This is a genomic window from uncultured Tepidimonas sp. (genome assembly GCF_938045175.1).
GTDB lineage: Bacteria > Pseudomonadota > Gammaproteobacteria > Burkholderiales > Burkholderiaceae_C > Tepidimonas.
In genome coordinates this window covers 1-19,073 of record NZ_CALIND010000055.1, presented here as the reverse complement: position 1 = coordinate 19,073, position 19,073 = coordinate 1, and the positions used below count along the sequence as shown (strand labels likewise).

Sequence of the window (19,073 nt, the reverse complement as noted above, 5' to 3'; positions counted from 1 at the left end):
GCGCGTCTTCAAGCTGATCAAGACCGTGATGCGCAACGAGCGGCTCTACACCGAGCGCGACATCGAGGAGCTGGTCGACGTCTCGCGCCTGTGGATGCGTGACGACCCAGTGCTGGTGGAAAAGGCATTACCGCGCATCTCCAATCCCTTTTTGCGCACCGGGGTGCAGTTGGTCATCGACCGCATCCCGGAAGAGGACATTCTGGATTTGCTGCAGTGGCGCATCTCGCGCATGAAGGCCAAGGAAGCGGCCGAAGCGCAACTCTTTCGCGTCATGGCCAGCTATGCGCCGGCGTTTGGCATGATTGGCACGCTGGTCGGGCTCATCAACCTGATGGACGTGGTGGCCAGTGGTGACCTGGTGGTGATCGGTCGCCACCTGGCAGTGGCGTTGATGACGACGTTCTACGGCATTTTGCTCGCCAACCTGGTGTTCAAGCCGGTGGCGGTCAAGCTCGAGCGCCGCACCGAGCAGCGCGTGGTGCTCATGAACATGGTGTTGCAGGGCATCTCGATGATGTGCGCGCGCCGCAGCCCGTCGCTGATGCGCGAGACGCTCAACTCCTTCGTCGCCCACCGTGAGGACGAGATCCGCGACGGTGCGCCGAGGTCGGTGGTCACCCGCACGGAGCCCAAACCGGCGCCGAAGGCGGCCTCCGCGGCGCCACGGCCGCCCGACTCCAAGGGGGGGACGCAGGCGTGAACGAGCGCCAGCTGCATGATGCGTTGGGGCGTGCGCTGCAGGCCGCGCGCGCGGCGTCGCCCGCTGCCACGTCGCCGCCAGCGCCGTCCGCCCCTGTGCCGCAGCGGCCGACGCCGTTGCAAAAAGGCCGCTATTCGCGTTGGCATGCCGATCCGGATCCCGTGGTCGAGGAGGAGACCTGGCTGCTGACGTATCTGGACGTGATGACGCTGCTGCTGGTGATGCTGGTGGTGATGCTGGCGTTTTCGGAGCCCATCACCCGCAAGCCCCCGCTGGGGCGGCCCGAGGCACAGGGCAGCAGTGCACCGAGCGTGGGGCAGCCGCTGCCTGGCGGGGGCGGTAGCATCGTGCCGCCGGTGGGATTGCCCTCTCCGACACCCGGTCCGGGCGCGCACACGGCCGAGCGGCAGTCGCCACCCGCGAGCGATGCAGTGCCGGCAACGGCCGATCCGCTGGCCGCGCGCGACCCGGCGCAGGCGCTGGGCTTGTCGGGGCTGGGGCAGGACATCCAGATCCTGGTGCGCGACGAGGGGGTGAGTTTTCGCATTCCGTCGGAGGTGCTGTTCGCCTCGGGCGAGGCGGTGCTGACGCCCGCTGGCCTCGCCGTGATCGACCAGTTGCTGCCGGCCTTCAACCGCCTGCCGGACTACACGGTCGTGGTGGAGGGGCATACCGACAACGTGCCCATCCAGACTGCGCGCTTCCCGTCCAACTGGGAGCTGTCCGCGGCGCGCGCCAGCAGCGTGGTGCGCCACTTGGAGGCACGCGGTCTCAACCCGACCCGGCTGCGCGCCACTGGCTATGCCGATACGCGACCACTGGCGCCCAACGATACGCCGCAGGGGCGGGCGCTCAACCGGCGGGTGGAAATCACGCTCGAGCCGCCGGTGCGCCCGCGCAACTGATACCGCTGCCTACAATGCGGGCATGACCGATTCGTTTGCTGGCGCGGGTGCGGTGGAGGGTGTGGCGCCCACGTTGTCGCCCGACCATCCGCTGCTGCGCGACCTGAACCCCGAACAACGCCGTGCCGTCACCCTGCCGCCGGCGCATGCCCTGGTACTCGCGGGGGCCGGCTCGGGCAAGACGCGGGTGTTGACCACCCGCATTGCTTGGTTGCTGGCCACTGGCCAGGCCTCGCCCGGTGGCATTTTGGCCGTCACCTTTACCAACAAAGCGGCCAAGGAGATGTTGGCGCGCCTGACGGCGCTGCTGCCCCTGAACGTGCGTGGCATGTGGATCGGTACCTTCCACGGCCTGTGCCACCGGCTGCTGCGGGCGCACCACCAGCTCGCCGGGCTGCCAGCCACGTTTCAGATTTTGGATACGCAAGATCAGCTCAGCGCCATCAAGCGGCTGCTCAAGGCGCTCCACATCGACGAAGAGCACGTTCGCCCCAAGGAGCTGCAGTGGTTCATCGCTGGTGCCAAAGAGGACGGGCTGCGCCCGCGCGACCTGGCCGCCCGTGACGAGGACACGCGGCGCAAGATCGAGCTCTATCGCCAGTACGAGGAGCAGTGCCAGCGCGAGGGCGTGGTGGACTTCGGCGAGCTGATGCTGCGCTCGTACGAGCTGCTGCGCGATCACGAGCCGCTGCGCGTGCACTACCAGCGGCGCTTTCGCCACCTGCTGATCGACGAGTTTCAGGACACCAACCGGCTGCAGTACGCCTGGATCAAGCAGCTGGCGGGCGACGAGCCGGGCGGGCGGTTCGTGCCTTGCGGCAACGCGGTCATGGCGGTGGGTGACGACGACCAGAGCATCTACGCCTTTCGCGGCGCGCGCGTGGGCAACATGAGCGACTTCGTGCGCGAATTCGGCATTGCCGAGCCGATCAAGCTGGAGCAAAACTATCGCAGCGTTGGCCACATCCTGCACGCGGCCAACCACTTGATCGACCACAACCGCCAGCGGTTGGGCAAGAACCTGCGCACCGAACAGGGTGAGGGCGACCGGCTGCGCGTGGCCGAGCTGCCCAGCGATCACGAGGAAGCGCAATGGGTGGTGGACGAGATTCGCCAGCTCCACCGGCGCGACGGGGTGCCGCTGCACCAGATCGCGCTGCTGTACCGCAGCAACGCGCAGAGCCGGGCACTCGAGAGCGCCTTGTTCAACGCTGGCATCGCGTACCGCGTCTATGGCGGGCTGCGCTTTTTCGAGCGGGCCGAGATCAAGCACGCACTGGCCTACCTGCGCCTGCTGGAAAACCCGCACGATGACACCAGCTTTTTGCGCGTGGTCAACATTCCGCCGCGTGGCATCGGCGCACGCACCGTGGAGCAGTTGCAGCAGGCCGCGCGCGACGCCGGCTGCTCGCTGCACGACGCGGTCACCGCCGTCGGCGGGCGCGGCGGGGCAGCGCTGGGGGCATTTGTGGCGCGGCTGGATGTGATGCGCGAGCGCAGCGTCGGCCGCCCGTTGCGTGAGATCATCGAAGGCGTGCTGGACGGCAGCGGACTGATCGACCACTACCGCGGCGAGCGCGAGGGAGCCGAGCGCATCGAAAACCTGCTGGAGCTGGTCAACGCGGCGGAGAGCTTCGTCAGCCAGGAAGGGTTTGGGCGCGATGCGGTGGCGCTGCCGATGGATGAGACCGTGTCCGCGCCAGACGTGCCCGCCGTCGCTCCATCGGGGGTCGAGGCGGAGACCGGCGAGACGCTGAGCCCGCTGGCGGCATTTCTGGCCCACGCCGCGCTGGAAGCGGGCGAGCACCAGGCGCAAGCCGGACAAGAGGCGGTGCAACTGATGACGGTGCACGCGGCCAAAGGGTTGGAATTCGACTGCGTCTTCATCACGGGGTTGGAGGAAGGGCTGTTCCCGCACGAAAACAGCCTATCCAGCCAAGATGGCCTGGAGGAAGAGCGGCGGTTGATGTACGTGGCCATCACGCGCGCGCGCCGGCGCCTGTACCTGACGCACGCGCAGACGCGCTTGTTGCACGGGCAGACGCGCTACCACATCCCCAGCCGCTTTCTGGACGAGCTGCCCGCCGAGAGCCTGCAGTGGCTCAGCCCGCCCCGTGCGCGCGGCGCTGGCGGGTTCGGCGGCGGTTGGGCGTCGTCCGCCCAGCCCGCCTGGGGCCGCAGCGGCCTGGGCGATGACCGGCCCGCCGGCATGGCGGGCATTCCAGCGGCGGTGCCGGTGCCGACGCGCAGCGCCCCCGCGGTCAGCGCCAGCGGCGCCGAGATCCGTACCGGTATGGCGGTGTTTCACACCAAATTTGGCGAAGGGCGGGTGCTGGCCGTCGAAGGGCAGGGCAACGATGCGCGCGCCCAGGTGGACTTTCGCCGCCACGGCACCAAATGGCTGGCGCTGGCGGTGGCCAAGCTCACACCCGTCGAGTGAGTGGTTGCCGGGCGCGCGCTCAGGCGGGCGGTGTGCCCTCGTCCGTCAGAAAGCTGTCACGAAACGTGAAGTACAGCGAGGTGAAAAACGCCGCGCTCAGCAGCGACGCCACCGGGAACAGCAACACCTGCAGTGTGCCGGCCCCACCCAGCAGTGACGACAACAGCACCAACACCAGCGATACCGCAAAGAACACCCCCGCCCAGCCCAGCATGAACACCAGCAGCGCGCCCATGTTGGCCCAACACGCCACCAGGCTGAAAAAAAGGCTCTTGATCGGATGCACCCCGTGCCAGTGCACCAGCGCCGGTGCGTGCCAGAACAGCAGCCCCAGCGGGATGTAGAGCACCGCTTGCCACGCCAAGTGGCGCAGCAGGGCGGGGTTGTCGAGCACGGCTTCGGCGCCTTCCGTGCCATCGGCGGGCAGCTTGGGGACGTCGCCCGCCAACAGTGCGGACAGCGCCATGACCACGATCGCCCCCAGCGCATACAGGCCGCCCAGCAGCAGCATGGCGTGCACGCGCTCGCGTCCGGCCCGAAACGCGGTGGCCAGCACCGTGGGCATCGGAAAGCGCCCGCGGTCGGCTTCCTTGGTGGCGGCCATCAGCCCCAGGGTGGCCGCGGGTACCAGTGACAGTGCCACTGGCGCGCCCAGCACGGGGACCATCGCCAATGCACTGACGCCCAGGATGAACAGGAAAAACAGCCCGCCCATGGCCAGCGGCTGGCGCGCGAAGGTGCGCAGCCCCAACCGGACCCAGAGCAGGCCCGTGCGGGCGGGGACACGATGGAGCTTCATATCGGGGTGGCGAGGGTCAGCATTCGGCCAGCCGGGCGCGCAGCACGCGCTCGAAGTGGGTAGGGTCGTGGGGTTTGAGCACCGCCGCCTGGCGCGGCAGGTACCAGTCCCACAGGCGCGAGATCCAAAACCGCAGCGCCCCCGCGCGGCGCAGCGCCGGCAGCAGGGCGCGCTCGCCCGCCGTCAGCGGCCGCACCGCCTCGTAGGCCTCGAGCAATGCCCGGGTGCGCTCGGGGTCGGCGCGGCCATCGGTCAGGTCGATACACCAGTCGTTGAGGCAGACCGCGATGTCGAATAGCCACGTGTCGCAGCCGGCGAAGTAGAAGTCGAACACCCCCGTCAGGCGGCCGTCCTCGAACATGGCGTTGTCGCGGAACAGGTCGGCGTGGATGGGGCCGCGCGGCAGTCCCTGGTAGGTGGGGCTTGCGGCGATGTGGTTTTGGTAAGCCAGCTCGGCGGTCAGCAGTGCGGCCTGCTCGGGCTGCAGGTGCGGCAGGATCACGGGCACCGTCTCATTCCACCATGCCAGGCCGCGCAAGTTGGGCTGTTCGCGCTCGTAATCACGCCCGGCCAGGTGCATGCGCGCCAGCAGCGCGCCCAGTTGCGCGCAGTGCTGAGGCGTCGGGTTGGGTTCGTACTGGCCTCGCAAGCGGTTGACGACCGCCGCTGGCTTGCCGCGCACCGTATGCAGGATGGTGCCCGTCGCGTCAGCCTGCGGGTCGGGCACCGGGATGCCGCGCGCGGCCAAGTGCTTCATCAGATACAGATAAAACGGCAATTGCTCCGCGCTCAGGCGTTCGAACAGGGTCAGTACCCAATCGTGGCGCTCGCCGTCGTGCTCGGTGGTGACGAAGTAATTGGTGTTCTCGATGCCGCCGGCGCAGCCCGCCATCTCGACCAGCGTGCCTAGGCCCAAGCGCTGCATCAGATGGGCCGCGTCGTCACGGCTGACTTCGGTAAAGACGGCCATGACGGTTCAGAAATCGGTGACGCGCCAGCGCCGCGTGCCCGCGCCAGATCGATCGTCGCTGACACCGGGGTCGATCGGGCGCACCTCGTAGCCGGGCAGGCCCGAGCGCGTGCGCACGTCGATCGTGCGGGTTTGACCGCCGATGCGCAGCTCCTCGATGCGGCTCCAGCCGTCGTGGTGTACCAGCCGCTCGACTTTGGGCTCGGGCTTCGTGGGGGTGGGGGCGACCGCGTCGGCTGCGGCGGCGCAGGGCAGCGCCAGGGCGACGGTGAGCGCGGCCGCCGCAGCGGCCCAGTAGACGGTCGGATGGGAGTGGGGTGCAGTCTGCATGACCCGCTGATTGTAGGCAATCCCCCGTGCACAATAGCGCGATGACCGCTCCTGCCCCCTCATCCGATGCCCCGCTGCTGGTGCTGGTGGACGGCTCCAGCTACCTGTACCGGGCCTACCACGCCATGCCCGACCTGCGTGCCGTGCCGGGCGACCCGAGCAGCCCGGCCACCGGCGCCATTCGCGGCATGATCAACATGCTGCAGGCGCTGCAAAAACAATACCCGGCCGAGCACATCGCGGTCGTTTTCGACGCGTCGGGGCCGACGTTTCGCGACGCGTTGTATCCGGACTACAAAGCGCACCGCGCCCCCATGCCCGACGACCTGCGCGCGCAGATCGAGCCCATCCATGAGGTCATTCGCCTGTTGGGCATGCCGGTGCTGGTGGTGCCCGACGTGGAAGCCGACGACGTCATCGGCACGCTGGCGCGCACCGCGGCCGACCAGGGCTGGCGCGTGCTGATCTCCAGTGGCGACAAGGACTTGAGCCAACTGGTGGACGAGCGCATCACCATCATCGACACCATGAGCGGCAAGGTGCGCGACGTGGCGGGGGTGCAAGCCGAGTTTGGGGTGCCGCCACGGCTGATGGTGGACTACCAGACCCTGGTGGGCGACGCGGTCGACAACGTGCCGGGCGTGGACAAGGTGGGCCCCAAGACGGCGGCCAAGTGGCTGCAGGCGTATGGCTCGCTGGACGCGATCGTGGCGCATGCCGACGAGATTCCGGGCGTGGTCGGTGAAAACCTGCGCCGCGCACGCGACTGGCTGCCGCTGGCGCGCCGGTTGCTGACCATCCGTACCGATTGCGATCTGGATGGCCACGTGCCAGGCCTGCCGTCGCTGGATGCGCTGCGCAGGCGCGACCCCGACACGGCGGCGCTGCGTGATTTTTACCAACGCTACGGCTTTCGCAGCTTGGCCCGCGCGTTGGAGGGTGAGGCCGACCCCGCGCCCGCGCCCGCGCCGGGTACCCAGGCCACGCTGTTTGCCGCCCCCCCCGTGCCCGAGCGACGCTACGAGGTGGTGCGCGACTGGGCGACGCTGGATGCGTGGCTCGCGCGCCTGCGCCAAGCCCCGTTGGTGGCGCTGGATACCGAAACCACGTCGCTCGACGCGTTGGCCGCGCGGCTGGTGGGGATTTCCTTCAGCGTGGCGCCGGGCGAAGCAGCTTACGTACCGCTGGCGCATGAAGGCCCCCACGCGTCCGACCAACTGCCGCTGCCGGCCGTGTTGGAGCGCCTGGCCCCGTGGCTGCAGGACGCCGCTGCGCCCAAGTGTGGCCAGCATGTCAAATACGACCAGCACGTGTTTGCCAACCACGGCATCGACGTGTGCGGCTACGTGCACGACACGCTGCTGCAGAGCTACGTGCTGGAAGTGCACAAGCCGCACAACCTGGACAGTCTGGCCGAGCGGCACCTCGGTCGGCGCGGCCTGAGTTATGAGGACGTTTGCGGCAAAGGGGCAGCGCAGATCCCGTTTGCGCAGGTGCCCATCGAGCGCGCGGCCGCGTACGCGTGCGAGGACGCCGAGATGTGCCTGGCCGTGCACCACGTGCTGTGGCCGCGCCTGCAGGCCGAACCCGCGCTGCAGCGCATTTACGAGCTGGAGCTGGCCGTCAGCGACGTGTTGCGGCGCATGGAGCGCCACGGTGTGCTGATCGACGCCGACGCGCTGCGTCGCCAAAGCGCCGAGCTGGCGCAGCGGCTGGCCGAGCTGGAGGTCGAGGCGCACGCGCTGGCCGGTGGCCCCTTCAACCTGGGGTCGCCGAAGCAGATCGGCGAGGTGCTGTTCGAGCGGCTGGGGCTGCCAGTGATCAAGAAAACCGCCACCGGCGCGCCCAGCACCGATGAGGAAGTGTTGGAAAAACTCGCCGAGGACTACCCGCTGCCCGCGCGCATCTTGGCCCACCGCAGCCTGGCCAAACTCAAGAGCACCTACACCGACAAGCTTCCGACGATGGTCAACCCTGCCACGGGGCGCGTCCACACGCACTACGCGCAGGCGGTGGCCGTCACCGGACGGCTGGCCAGCAACGAGCCCAACCTGCAAAACATCCCCATCCGCACGCCCGAGGGGCGGCGCATCCGGGAAGCGTTCATCGCCCCGCCCGGCTGGTACATCGCCAGCGCCGACTACTCACAGATCGAACTGCGCATCATGGCGCACCTGAGTGAGGACGCTGCGCTGCTGCGCGCCTTTGCCGAGGGGCAGGACGTGCACCGCGCCACGGCGGCCGAGGTGTTCGGCCAGCCGCCCGAGCAGGTCACGCCCGAGCAGCGCCGCTATGCCAAAACCATCAACTTCGGCCTCATTTACGGCATGAGTGCCTACGGGCTGGCCAAGGCGCTGGGTATCGACGCCAACGCAGCCAAAACCTACATCGAGCGCTATTTCGAGCGCTTTGCGGGGGTGCGCGCCTACATGGAGCGCACGCGCGAGCAGGCACGCGCGCGCGGCTATGTGGAAACCGTCTTCGGCCGACGTCTGTATCTGCCCGAAATCCGCTCGCCCAACGGTCCGCGCCGCGCGGCCGCCGAGCGTGCCGCCATCAACGCACCCATGCAGGGCACGGCGGCGGACCTCATCAAGATGAGCATGGTGGCGGTGCAGCGTGCATTGGACGGTGCGGGCCTGCGCACGCGCATGATCCTGCAGGTGCACGACGAACTGGTATTCGAGGCGCCGCCCGAGGAGCTGGACTGGGTGCGCACCGAGGTGCCGCGCTTGATGGCTGGCGTGGCCACGCTGCGCGTGCCGCTGGTGGCCGAGGTGGGCGTAGGCGCCAATTGGGAGCAGGCGCACTGATGACGGCGCTTTGCTGGTGGGGTGCCACCCCTGCGTGGGCTGCCATCAGCGGATGGTGGTGGCCAGCCCGCTGGCCAGCGCCTGCGCCGGGTCTGTGGTGACCGCGCTGCGGCAGTCTGCTGCTTGCAGGTTTTGGTAGGCGGTCAATGCCGCTTGCGGTGGCAGCATCGCGCGCAGGTAGCGCATCAGGGTCACCTGCTGGGCGCGGCTGAGCTCGGCTTCGCACTGCCGGTGGCCGAAATCGGCGTCCGGCGGGATCAGCGTCCATACCAGTCGCGCCGGCTGCGGCTCTGCGGGCAACCAGCGCTCGATGCCCGCTGCAAACACCAGTGCGCACGGGGTACGACAGGTCCCGCCGGGCGCGACCTGGGTGGTGTAGCCGCGGTTGCGGATCATCGCCCCCAGTGTGATGGCATCACCCACGATCCCGTCCTCCGCACGCAACAGTAGCACCTTGCGCGCGCAGTCCAATCGCTCGACGGACCGCAGAGGGGCCTCGATGCGCCGCACGGTGGAGGCATCGATCGCGCCGCGCAACTCTAGCACACAGCTCTGCGCCTGTTGGCGCAGCAGGAAGTGCTCGTCGGTGGCAGGGGGTAATGCTGCCATGGCACCTTCGGGCGCTTTGGCGGGCGGTGTGACAGCCCCGCAACCCGAGAGAATGGCAGGCAGGAGCAGTGCGGCCGCGATCGCCGTCGCCGAGTGTGGACCACGGCGGGAGAGCACGCTGATACGCCACCCTTGGGTGAGCCGCCCGGGCATGCGTCAACCACCCAACCGGAAACGCCCGACCAGTTGCGTGAGGTGCTGCGCTTGCTCACGCAACGCGGCGGCTGCTGCGGACGCCTCCTCGACCAGGGCGGCGTTTTGTTGCGTCACCCCATCCATCATCGCCACGGCTTGGTTGATCTGCCCCAGGCCGTCGGCCTGTTCGGCGCTGGAGGTGGCGATCTGGCGCATCAGCTCCGTCACGCGCTCGATGCTGTGCACGATCTCGGCCATCGTGGCGCCAGCCGCGTCGACCTGCTCTTTGCCCGCGCTGACGGTGGTCACCGAGTCGTCGATCAGCGTCTTGATCTCGCGCGCGGCTTCGGCGCTGCGCTGCGCGAGGTTGCGCACCTCGCTGGCCACGACAGCAAAGCCGCGTCCCGCTTCGCCCGCGCGCGCCGCTTCCACCGCCGCGTTGAGCGCCAGGATATTGGTCTGGAACGCGATGCCATCGATGACACCGATGATGTTGGCAATGCGCTGCGACGAGGCGTTGATCCCGTTCATCGTCTCGACGACCTGCCGCACCACGGCACCGCCGCGCTCGGCCACGGCCGTGGCCTTCTCCGCCATCTCGTCGGCTTGGCGCGCGTTGGCGGCGTTTTGGTGCACGGTGCTGTTGAGCTCCTCCGTGGCCGAGGCGGTCTGCTCCAGGGAACTCGCCTGCTGCTCGGTGCGTTGCGACAAGTCGAGCGTGCCACTGGCGACCTGAGCGGCGGCACTGGCGATGCTGTCGGCGGCGCTGGCAACGTTGCCGATGAGCTCGCGCAGGTTGCGCCGCATCTGCTCCATCTGTTGCAGGAGATGGGTGATTTCGTCGGCGCCCGAAGCCGTGACGGGCCGCGACAGATCGCCGCTGGCGATCGCGCTGGCGGTTTCGTCGGCCACGCGGAAACCTTCGGACATGCGCCGCTGCGTGGCGATCATCAGCACCGTCATCGGGAGTGCCCCCAGCAGCAACACCGCCACCACCAGGGCCAGGTTGAGCTGGTAGCGCCGCTCGGCAGCCTGGGCCTCGGCGTCGGCGCGCTGCAACTGCAACTCGCGCAACGCTTGCATGGCTTTTTCGAAGGCGGCACCCTCGGTGCGGCCCGCGACGAGGAAGGCCTGCATCACGTCGGTGGCGAAGTTTTCGTCCCGCAATGCCTGCAGGGCTTGGTCACGTTTGACTTGCCAGCCCTTGCGCGCCGCCTGCACCTGGTCGAACAAGCGCCGCTCTTCTTCGTCCATCATCGGGGTTAGCGCTTCGATGGCCTTGAGCGCTGCATTGTTCGACTCGCGCTGGTTGGCGATGACGTCCAAGTGCATCGACGTGGGATGGTCGTGCAGCGCGCGCGTCGGGCTGTCCGGCGCGTGCTGGAACGCCAGCAGCACGTGCAGGCGGTTGTCGTAATAATTGCGCAACAGCACGGCCAACGATTCACTGATCGCCATGCGGTGGCTGTGGATGCTGCGCAAGCTTTCTTTGGCCGAGTACAGTCCCCACAGGCCGGAGGCCACGACAAGCCCCAATACGGCGAGATAACCCACGATGACGGCAAAGACCCGTTGGGTAAGGCGGATGCGGTTGAGCATGACAATGGGGGTGTGATAGAGCAGGAAGGGAATGTCCAGAAAGCAGCCCGGGGCGCCGAAACCCGCAAAGCGAGTAAGGTCGGCACAGACAGCACGAGCCAGCCATGGTCCGGTTGTACCATAGCTCGCATACCAGATTGTTCCGGATTCACCCTCAGATGCCGGTTGGGGGGGCACGGCACATCGACCCCACACACCAAGGAGGTGCCATGTCACTGAACGAGCGTGATGTTCATGCCTTGCTCGACGTCACTCACGCCGGGGCGGGTCCACGCCGGCGGGGTCTATTGCGCGGAGCGCTGGGTTTGGGATATGCCGCTGCTGCCGGGCCCTTGGTGGCGCAGACGGCCATCAAGACGCCCGCCGACGGGCTGGTGGCGGGCGACGTGCAGATTCCCGTCGGGGCTGAAACCATTCCGGCCTATCGTGCCGCACCGGCTGGGCGCGTCGGCTTGCCGGTGGTGTTGGTGCTGTCCGAAATCTTCGGGGTGCATGAATACATCGCCGACACGGCGCGACGGTTTGCCCGTGCGGGCTATCTGGCGTTGGCGCCGGAGTTGTTCGTGCGTCAGGGCGACCCGTCCAGCTACGGCGAGATGGCGCGCCTGCTGGCCGAAGTGGTGGCCAAGGTCCCGGACGAACAGGTGGCGCGCGACCTGGACGCCTGCCTGGATTGGGCCGTCGCTCACGGCGGCGACGGCCAACGCGCCGCCGTTACCGGCTTTTGTTGGGGTGGCCGCCAGACCTGGCTGTACGCGGCGCACAGCCCACGGCTAAAGGCCGCCGTGGCCTGGTACGGCCGGCTGGAAGGAGAGCGCACCGCGTTGCAGCCGCGCCATCCGATCGACGTGGTGAATCAGCTCAAGGCGCCGGTGCTGGGCTTGTACGGCGGGGCGGATACAGGCATACCGCTGGCATCGGTGGAGCGCATGCAAGCGGCACTGGCGCAGGGCAACGCAGCGGCGCGCGCCTCGCGCTTCGTGGTCTACCCCGATGCGCCCCACGCCTTCCATGCCGACTACCGCCCCACCTACCGCGCCGAGCCAGCCGCCGATGCTTGGCGGCGCTGCCTGGCTTGGTTTGCCCAGCATGGGGCGGTATGAAGCTCGACATGGCCGTTTGACGAGACGCCCCCCCGCCCGCGCCTCACGGCACGTGGCGCGCACAGGGCAGGCAGGGCTCGGCGCGCGACCATTCGCTCCAGCCCCCGGCATACAGCGGGGCCAGCCCAAAGCCGGCGATGTACAGGGCCAGCAGGTTGGGAATGGCGCTGACGCCGCTACCGCAGTGGTGAACGACGGTGGCAGGGTCGTGGCCTGCCAGCAGGGTGCCCCACTCGCGGCGCAAGGTGGCGGCGTCCTTGAAGCGCCCGTCCGGCCCAAAGTTGTCGGTAAAAGGCCGGTTGAGCGCGCCCGGAATGTGGCCCGCCACCGGGTCGAGCGCTTCGGTCTCGCCGCGAAAGCGGGCCGCCGCGCGCGCGTCCACCAGCGTCTGCGTGGGGCGGCCCAGGTCGCGCACCACCTCCGCCAGGGTGCGCAGCGTCACGCCCGTCTCACCCAGCGTGGCGTCGCCCACCGAAGGAGCAAGCGGCTCGTCGCCCTGGGCGACTGGGCCCCCGGCGGCCACCCACGCGCGCCAGCCACCGTCGAGCACCGCCACGGGCGCATGCCCGCACCAGCGCAGCAGCCACCACAAGCGTCCACATACCATGCCCCCTTGGCGGTCGTAAACCACGACGGGTTCACCCTGCCGCACACCCCAGGCGCGCAGGCGCTCGATCATGGCCTCGCGGGTCGGCAGTGGATGGCGCCCGCCGTTGACGGCCGTCTCGCCCGGGCGCGCGCTCAGGTCGTGGTCCAGATGTGCGTAGCGGGCACCGGGAATGTGGCCGCTGCGGTACTGTGCGCGGCCCGCGTGCGGGTCGGTGAGCTCGAAGCTGCAGTCGACGATGCATACCGGACGGCCGCTGGCCATCCATGCGCGCGCAGAGGCGACGTCGATCAAGGGGGAGGGAAAGTCCGCGTTCATGCATGTTCCTCTGCCGGCAGGCGCGGTGCAGCGCGGGCACGCAGCACGGTTGCCGCAATACCGCTGCCCACGATGAGTGCCATGCCGACCCAGCCGATGAGCGGCAGCCGATCGCCAAAAAACAGCCAGCCGTACAGCGCCGCAAACGCGATGCCACTGTACTGCAGGTTGGCCACCAGCAGCGTGGCACCACTGGCGTAAGCGCGCGTCATGCACAGCTGGCCCAGCACGGCCAGCAGGCCAATGGGAATGAGCCACAGGGCCTGCACGGTATCGAGGGGGCTAAAGCCCACGACCAGCGTGCCAGCCAACCCGACCGCGGTCGCGCCCAAGGAGAAATAAAAGACGGTGCGGCTTTCGGGCTCGCCCACGCGGGCGAGCGCCGCCACCTGCAGATAGGCCAGCGCTGCCGACAGGCCCGACAGCAAACCCGCCAGACCACCCAGGGCGGCCGCATCGTCGAACGTGGGGCGCAGCACCAGTGCCACACCGGCAAAACCGATCAACACGGTCAAAAACAGCGGCGTCTGCCCGCGCAACGCGCGCCGTCGGCGCTGCAGCAACAGGGCGCCTCCCAGCAAGAAGGTGGCCACCCACACGCTGCTCATGTAGTTGAGCGTCATGGCGGTGGCGAGCGGCAGCGCGGCGATCGCGTAGAACCACGTCAGCAGTGAGATCGTGCCCACGACGCTGCGCCACAGGTGCATCACCGGCACGCGCGTGGCGAGCGACACGCCGCGTGCCCGGGTCAGCGCAAGCAGAAACAGCACGCCGATGAGGCCGCGGTAGCCAACGATCTCGAAGCTGTGAAAGTGACTCGCCGCGAGCTTGATGCACACCCCCATCGACGCGAACAGCAACGCGCCCACCACCATCCATCCCGCCTCGCGGGGCGAGGCGCGGTGGGGGGAGTTGCTGCGATCAGCCGTCGATGTCACCGTGCGCGGGCAGCCCCATGCGGGCGCGGTACCACTCGTGGAAGTGCTGCATGCCGTCTTCCATTGGGCTTTGGTAGGGGCCGACCTCGCTCGTGCCGCGCTGCAGCAGGGCTTTGCGGCCCGCATCCATGCGCTCGGCGATTTCGTCGTCCTCGATAGCCGTCTCCATGTAGGCGGCGCGCTGCGCCTCCATGAATTCCGGTTCGAAGGCGGCGATTTCCTCGGGGTAGTAGAACTCGACGAGGTTGAGCGTCTTGTCCACCGCGATCGGGTGCAGCGTGGAGACGGTCAGCACGTGCGGGTACCACTCCACCATGATGTGCGGGTAGTACGTCAGCCACACCGCGCCGTGCTCGGGCAGCTTGCCTTCGCGGTGGCGCATCAGCACCTCGTGCCAGCGCTGGTACACGGGGCTGCCGGCCTTGGCCGCCAGGTTTTGCACGCCTACGGTCTGCACCGAATATTCGGGGGCGAATTGCCAGCGCAGGTCGTCGCAGGTGACGAAGTTGCCCAGGCCGGGGTGGAAGGGCACGACGTGGTAGTCCTCCAGATAGACCTCGATGAAGGTCTTCCAGTTGTAGTGGCACTCGTGCAGCTCGACGTGGCCCAGCACCATGCCGTCGAAATTGAATACGTCGCGCACCGCCATGCCGGCAAGGTCGGCGGCGATGTCGCGCCCGTTGTCCTCGAACAGCAAGCCGTTCCACTCGCGCAGTGGCCAGCGTTGCAGGTTCAGGCACGGGTCTTGGGCGAAGTGGGGGGCACCCACCAGCGTGCCCAGCTCGACCATGCCGCGCTGGCCGCCGCTGTACGTCCAGCGGTGCAGGGGGCACACGATGTGCCCGCCTGCGTGCGCTTTGCCGTCGCTATGCAGGTTACCGCGGCCCTTGAGCATCACCGCCTGGCGATGGCGGCAGACGTTGCTGACCAGTTCCACCCCGCGTTCGGTGCGCACGAGTGCGCGGCCTTCGCCCTCCTGCGGCAGGGCGTAGTAGTCGCCGACGTTGGGCACCGCGTTGGCGTGCCCCACGTAGCGCGGACCGGACTGAAAGATCGTCTCCAGCTCGCGCTTGAACAGCGCCTCATCGAAATAGACGGACACCGGCAGTTGGCTCTTGGCCTGCTGCAATGGAAGACTCAAATCAGACATGATGATCCTGACCTCAGACTCCCCCGACGACGGGGCGGACAAGCGCGGATGAAACGTGGGTACGGTTCGGCGCGGGTGGGTGGAACGACACCTCCTTGAGGGGTGAAAGGACTGTCCCCCGCCAGCCTGGATATCACCAGACCGCGGGGGACGCCGAATTGTACCCCCCACGCGCGGCGTCTGGCAACTGACTACAATGACCGGTTCACCGTTCGATCGCGCCCCGATATGTCACGCGCTCCCACTTCCCCAGCCGACGCCCAAGATCAGCCACTGCCGCCCACCTACGAGGCAGCGGTGCAAGAACTGGAGGCGCTGCTGGCACGGCTGGAGTCGGGCCAGATGCCGCTGGACGATTTGTTGGGCGCGTACCAGCGGGCCACGGCGCTGCTCACGTTTTGCCGCAGTCGGCTCGATGCGGTGGAGCAGCAAATCCAAATCGTGGACGGCAGCCAGACCCGGCCCTGGGAGCCTGGTACATGAGCGTGGCCCTGTCCCAAGCGGTGCGGTGCGAGCCGGGGCGCGCAGCCAGCGACATGGCCGACTGGATGGCCCGGCGGTTGGCGCAGATGGAGTCGTTTCTGGATGACCGGCTGCCTGTCGATGCCCCGGCCGGGTTGGGCGACGCGATGCGCTATGCCGTGCTGGACGGAGGCAAGCGGCTGCGTCCATTGCTCGTTTTGGCGGCGTGGGAAGCGGTCGCGGGCGTGGTCGAGCCGCCGCGCGACGCGCCCGTGTGGTGCGCCGCAGGCGCGGTGGAGCTGATCCACGCCTATTCGCTGGTGCATGATGACCTGCCGTGCATGGACGACGATGTGCTGCGGCGCGGTAAACCGACGGTGCACGTGCGCTATGGTGAAGCGCAGGCGCTGCTCGCGGGCGATGCGCTGCAGGCGCTGGCGTTCGAGTGGCTGGTGGCGCCGGCGTGGGCCGAGCGTGATCCGGCGCTAGCGGTGGCGCTCGCGCGCGAGCTGGCCCGCGCCTCGGGCTGGCAGGGCATGGCCGGCGGACAGGCGTTGGATTTGGCAGGGGTCGGTCAGCGGCTCGACCAAGCAGCGCTGGAAGACATGCACCGGCGCAAGACGGGGGCGCTGCTGTTGGCCAGCGTGCGCATGGGGGCACTCGCCGCCCGCGCCGATGCGTCGGTGTTGGCCGCGCTCGACGCTTATGGGCGGGCGCTGGGGCTGGCGTTTCAGGTCATCGACGACGTGCTCGACGCCACCGCCGACACCGCCACGCTGGGCAAGACGGCGGGCAAGGACGCGGCGGCGGACAAGCCGACCTTCGTGTCGCTGCTGGGCATCGAGGCGGCCCGGGCCTATGCGCAGGCGTTGCTGGCGCAGGCCCTGCAGGCCTTGCACGACATGCCGGCACAGCCGACGCAACGCCTGGCGGCGCTGGCGCGGTGGGTGGTGCAGCGCCGGTATTGACGGCTTCGACAGGGGGATAGCCATGAACGGATTGCTCTCGTCCATCGACTCGCCGGCCGATCTGCGCCGGCTGGCGCGTCCCCAGTTGCGACCGCTGGCCGATGAGCTGCGCGAGTTTCTGGTGCAAAGCGTGGCGCGCACCGGCGGGCACTTCAGCTCCAACCTGGGGACGGTGGAGCTGACGGTCGCGCTGCACTATGTGTTCGACACGCCGCACGACCGGCTGGTGTGGGACGTCGGCCACCAGACCTATCCGCACAAGATTTTGACCGGCCGGCGCGAGCGCATGCACACCCTGCGCCAGCTCGGCGGCATCAGCGGTTTTCCGGTGCGCAGCGAAAGCGAGTACGACGCCTTCGGCACCGCGCATTCGTCCACCAGCATCTCCGCCGCGCTGGGCATGGCCCTGGCGGCCCAGGCGAAGGGCGAGCGCCGGCGTGCGGTGGCCGTGATCGGCGATGGCGCCATGACGGCGGGCATGGCCTTCGAGGCCCTGAACAACGCCGGCGTCACCCAGGCGCCGCTGCTGGTCATCCTGAACGACAACGACATGTCGATCAGCCCGCCGGTCGGGGCCCTCAACCGCTACCTGGCGCAGTTGATGAGCGGGCGCTTCTACGCCGCCGCCAAGCAGGTCGGCAAGCAGGTGCTCAGCGTCGCGCCGCCGCTGTTGGAGCTGGCGCGGCGCTTCGAAGAGCACGCCAAGGGCATGGTGGTGCCCGCCACCTTGTTCGAAAAATTTGGTTTCAACTACATCGGCCCCATCGACGGGCACGACCTCGACTCGCTGATTCCGACGCTGGAAAACATCCGTCGGCTGCTCGACGATGGGGCAGGCCCCCAGTTTTTGCATGTGGTCACGAAAAAGGGGCAGGGCTACAAACTGGCGGAGGCCGACCCCATCGCCTACCACGGCCCGGGTAAGTTCGATCCCGCGGTGGGGCTGGTGCCGCCCGCCCAGCCGCCCAAGCCGACGTTTTCCCAGGTCTTTGGCCGCTGGTTGTGCGACATGGCCGAGCGCGACAAGCGGCTGGTGGGCATCACACCGGCGATGCGCGAGGGCTCGGGCATGGTGGAGTTTCATCAACGGTTTCCCGACCGGTATTTCGACGTCGGCATCGCCGAGCAGCATGCGGTGACTTTCGCTGCGGGCTTGGCGTGTGAGGGACTCAAGCCGGTGGTGGCGATCTATTCCACCTTCTTGCAGCGCGCGTACGACCAAGCCATCCACGACGTGGCCTTGCAACATTTGCCGGTGGTGTTTGCGCTAGACCGCGCAGGTATCGTCGGCGCCGACGGACCGACGCACTGCGGCGCGTACGACATCGCTTACCTGCGCTGCATTCCGAATCTGGCCATCGCCTGCCCGTCGGACGAAGCGGAGTGCTACCGGTTGCTGACCACGGCGTATGAGCTGTCACAGCCGGTGGCGGTGCGCTATCCACGGGGGGCGGGCGTGGGCGCGGCGCTGCCCGCGCAGCCCGAGTCCTTGCCCTTCGGCCAAGGCGAGGTGCGCCGGCGTGGGCGCGGGGTGGCGATACTGGCGTTTGGCACCTTGCTGCACGCAGCGCTGCCAGCCGCCGACGCGCTCGATGCCACCGTGGCCAACATGCGCTGGGCCAAGCCGTTGGATCGCGAGCTGGTGCTGTCGCTGGCGCAAACGCACGACGCGCTGGTGACGCTGGAGGAGGGGGCCATCGCGGGTGGTGCGGGATCGGCGGTGCTGGAACTGCTGGCCGCCGAGGGCGTGTCGCGCCCCGTTTTGCAGCTGGGGCTGCCAGACCGTTTCATCGAGCACGGTGACCCCGCGCTGCTGCTGGCGCGGCTGGGGCTGGATGCAGAGGGCATCGAGCGCGCCGTGCGCGAGCGCTTCGGGATGCTGCTGCGACCTGCCCGGGCCACACTGGCCGTCGTGCCGCCGGCGGCGTGATCGCCTCGGGACGCGGGACTGGGTACCTTGTGACGGCGAGCGCTGCGCCTTTGAAACTTCTTCAAAGCACCGGGAGCCGCGCCGTTTCTCAGGGTTTACACTCCCGCTGGCCAGGCGTGGGCTGCACTACACTGCTCTGTGCCGTGCTTAGCGGTCGTCGACCGCAGCCGCAAACTGTCTCAAAACCGTAGGAGATTGGATTCATGGATCGTCGTTCCGTCATCAAACATGCCGGTATCGCCGGTGTTTTGGCCGCCGGTGCCGCCCCGGCCGTGCATGCGCAGCCCACAGTGC

The 19,073-nt window shown here is 68.4% G+C and carries 17 protein-coding genes; 9 read left to right on the top strand and 8 right to left on the bottom strand.

Going from position 1 to position 19,073, the window contains the following annotated elements:
• The 3 genes from Q0716_RS02910 to Q0716_RS02900 form a co-directional block, all read left to right on the top strand.
• On the top strand, window positions 1-703 hold a 703-nt coding region (locus Q0716_RS02910), incomplete at its 5' end, for a MotA/TolQ/ExbB proton channel family protein (RefSeq protein ID WP_299019473.1).
• Window positions 700-1,608: an OmpA family protein gene (locus tag Q0716_RS02905; RefSeq protein WP_299019471.1), complete on the top strand. Its 909-nt coding sequence runs from the start codon at window positions 700-702 to the stop codon at window positions 1,606-1,608. The genes Q0716_RS02910 and Q0716_RS02905, both read left to right, overlap by 4 nt.
• A 22-nt stretch (window positions 1,609-1,630) precedes the next feature.
• Window positions 1,631-4,048: a UvrD-helicase domain-containing protein gene (locus Q0716_RS02900; protein ID WP_299019466.1), complete on the top strand. Its 2,418-nt coding sequence runs from the start codon at window positions 1,631-1,633 to the stop codon at window positions 4,046-4,048.
• Window positions 4,049-4,067: 19 nt separating this feature from the next.
• Here the strand turns inward: Q0716_RS02900 and Q0716_RS02895 are convergent, their stop codons facing one another.
• Genes Q0716_RS02895 through Q0716_RS02885 form a run of 3 tightly spaced genes read right to left on the bottom strand, consistent with a single transcriptional unit; the run spans window position 4,068 to window position 6,147 of the window.
• Window positions 4,068-4,847: a BPSS1780 family membrane protein gene (locus Q0716_RS02895; protein ID WP_299019448.1), complete on the bottom strand. Its 780-nt coding sequence runs from the start codon at window positions 4,845-4,847 to the stop codon at window positions 4,068-4,070.
• A gap of 16 nt (window positions 4,848-4,863) precedes the next feature.
• Complete coding sequence (locus tag Q0716_RS02890) at window positions 4,864-5,817, bottom strand: homoserine kinase (protein WP_299019444.1); 954 nt, start codon at window positions 5,815-5,817, stop codon at window positions 4,864-4,866.
• A gap of 6 nt (window positions 5,818-5,823) precedes the next feature.
• Window positions 5,824-6,147 carry a hypothetical protein gene (locus Q0716_RS02885; protein WP_299019442.1) on the bottom strand — a complete coding sequence of 108 codons (324 nt, stop codon included), beginning with the start codon at window positions 6,145-6,147 and terminating at the stop codon, window positions 5,824-5,826.
• 41 nt (window positions 6,148-6,188) lie between these two features.
• Here Q0716_RS02885 and polA point away from each other — a divergent pair, with 41 nt between their 5' ends.
• Window positions 6,189-8,960 (top strand): DNA polymerase I, encoded by a 2,772-nt coding sequence (gene polA / locus Q0716_RS02880; RefSeq protein WP_299019439.1) that lies wholly within the window; start codon window positions 6,189-6,191, stop codon window positions 8,958-8,960.
• A gap of 45 nt (window positions 8,961-9,005) precedes the next feature.
• On the opposite strand, the gene Q0716_RS02875 is transcribed toward polA, so the two are convergent.
• Complete coding sequence (locus tag Q0716_RS02875) at window positions 9,006-9,569, bottom strand: hypothetical protein (RefSeq protein ID WP_299019438.1); 564 nt, start codon at window positions 9,567-9,569, stop codon at window positions 9,006-9,008.
• Between the two features lie 156 nt (window positions 9,570-9,725).
• Window positions 9,726-11,303: a methyl-accepting chemotaxis protein gene (locus tag Q0716_RS02870; RefSeq protein WP_299019437.1), complete on the bottom strand. Its 1,578-nt coding sequence runs from the start codon at window positions 11,301-11,303 to the stop codon at window positions 9,726-9,728.
• A 209-nt stretch (window positions 11,304-11,512) separates the two neighbouring features.
• On the opposite strand from Q0716_RS02870, the gene Q0716_RS02865 reads away from it, so the two are divergent.
• The gene (locus Q0716_RS02865; RefSeq protein ID WP_299019436.1) at window positions 11,513-12,406 is read left to right on the top strand and encodes a dienelactone hydrolase family protein; all 894 of its coding nucleotides are present in this window, start codon (window positions 11,513-11,515) and stop codon (window positions 12,404-12,406) included.
• 43 nt (window positions 12,407-12,449) lie between these two features.
• Here Q0716_RS02865 and Q0716_RS02860 read toward each other — a convergent pair whose 3' ends face one another.
• The 3 genes from Q0716_RS02860 to Q0716_RS02850 are packed head-to-tail and all read right to left on the bottom strand — an operon-like array spanning window position 12,450 to window position 15,419.
• Window positions 12,450-13,331: a sulfurtransferase gene (locus tag Q0716_RS02860; protein ID WP_299019435.1), complete on the bottom strand. Its 882-nt coding sequence runs from the start codon at window positions 13,329-13,331 to the stop codon at window positions 12,450-12,452.
• Window positions 13,328-14,206 (bottom strand): DMT family transporter, encoded by an 879-nt coding sequence (locus tag Q0716_RS02855; RefSeq protein ID WP_299019477.1) that lies wholly within the window; start codon window positions 14,204-14,206, stop codon window positions 13,328-13,330. The genes Q0716_RS02860 and Q0716_RS02855 overlap by 4 nt, the downstream gene beginning before the upstream one ends.
• A gap of 46 nt (window positions 14,207-14,252) precedes the next feature.
• Window positions 14,253-15,419 carry an aromatic ring-hydroxylating dioxygenase subunit alpha gene (locus Q0716_RS02850; protein ID WP_299019434.1) on the bottom strand — a complete coding sequence of 389 codons (1,167 nt, stop codon included), beginning with the start codon at window positions 15,417-15,419 and terminating at the stop codon, window positions 14,253-14,255.
• 228 nt (window positions 15,420-15,647) lie between these two features.
• On the opposite strand from Q0716_RS02850, the gene xseB reads away from it, so the two are divergent.
• From xseB to Q0716_RS10925, 4 genes are all read left to right on the top strand, one after another.
• A complete protein-coding gene (gene xseB, locus Q0716_RS02845; protein ID WP_299019433.1) occupies window positions 15,648-15,902 on the top strand; it encodes an exodeoxyribonuclease VII small subunit in 255 nt (84 codons plus the stop codon).
• A 53-nt stretch (window positions 15,903-15,955) separates the two neighbouring features.
• A complete protein-coding gene (locus tag Q0716_RS02840) occupies window positions 15,956-16,849 on the top strand; it encodes a polyprenyl synthetase family protein (protein ID WP_299019476.1) in 894 nt (297 codons plus the stop codon).
• A gap of 22 nt (window positions 16,850-16,871) precedes the next feature.
• On the top strand, window positions 16,872-18,779 hold the full coding sequence (dxs, locus tag Q0716_RS02835; RefSeq protein ID WP_299019432.1) for a 1-deoxy-D-xylulose-5-phosphate synthase: 1,908 nt from the start codon (window positions 16,872-16,874) through the stop codon (window positions 18,777-18,779).
• A 203-nt stretch (window positions 18,780-18,982) separates the two neighbouring features.
• A partial coding sequence (locus Q0716_RS10925) for a twin-arginine translocation signal domain-containing protein (protein WP_366139711.1) occupies window positions 18,983-19,073 on the top strand: 91 nt, incomplete at its 3' end.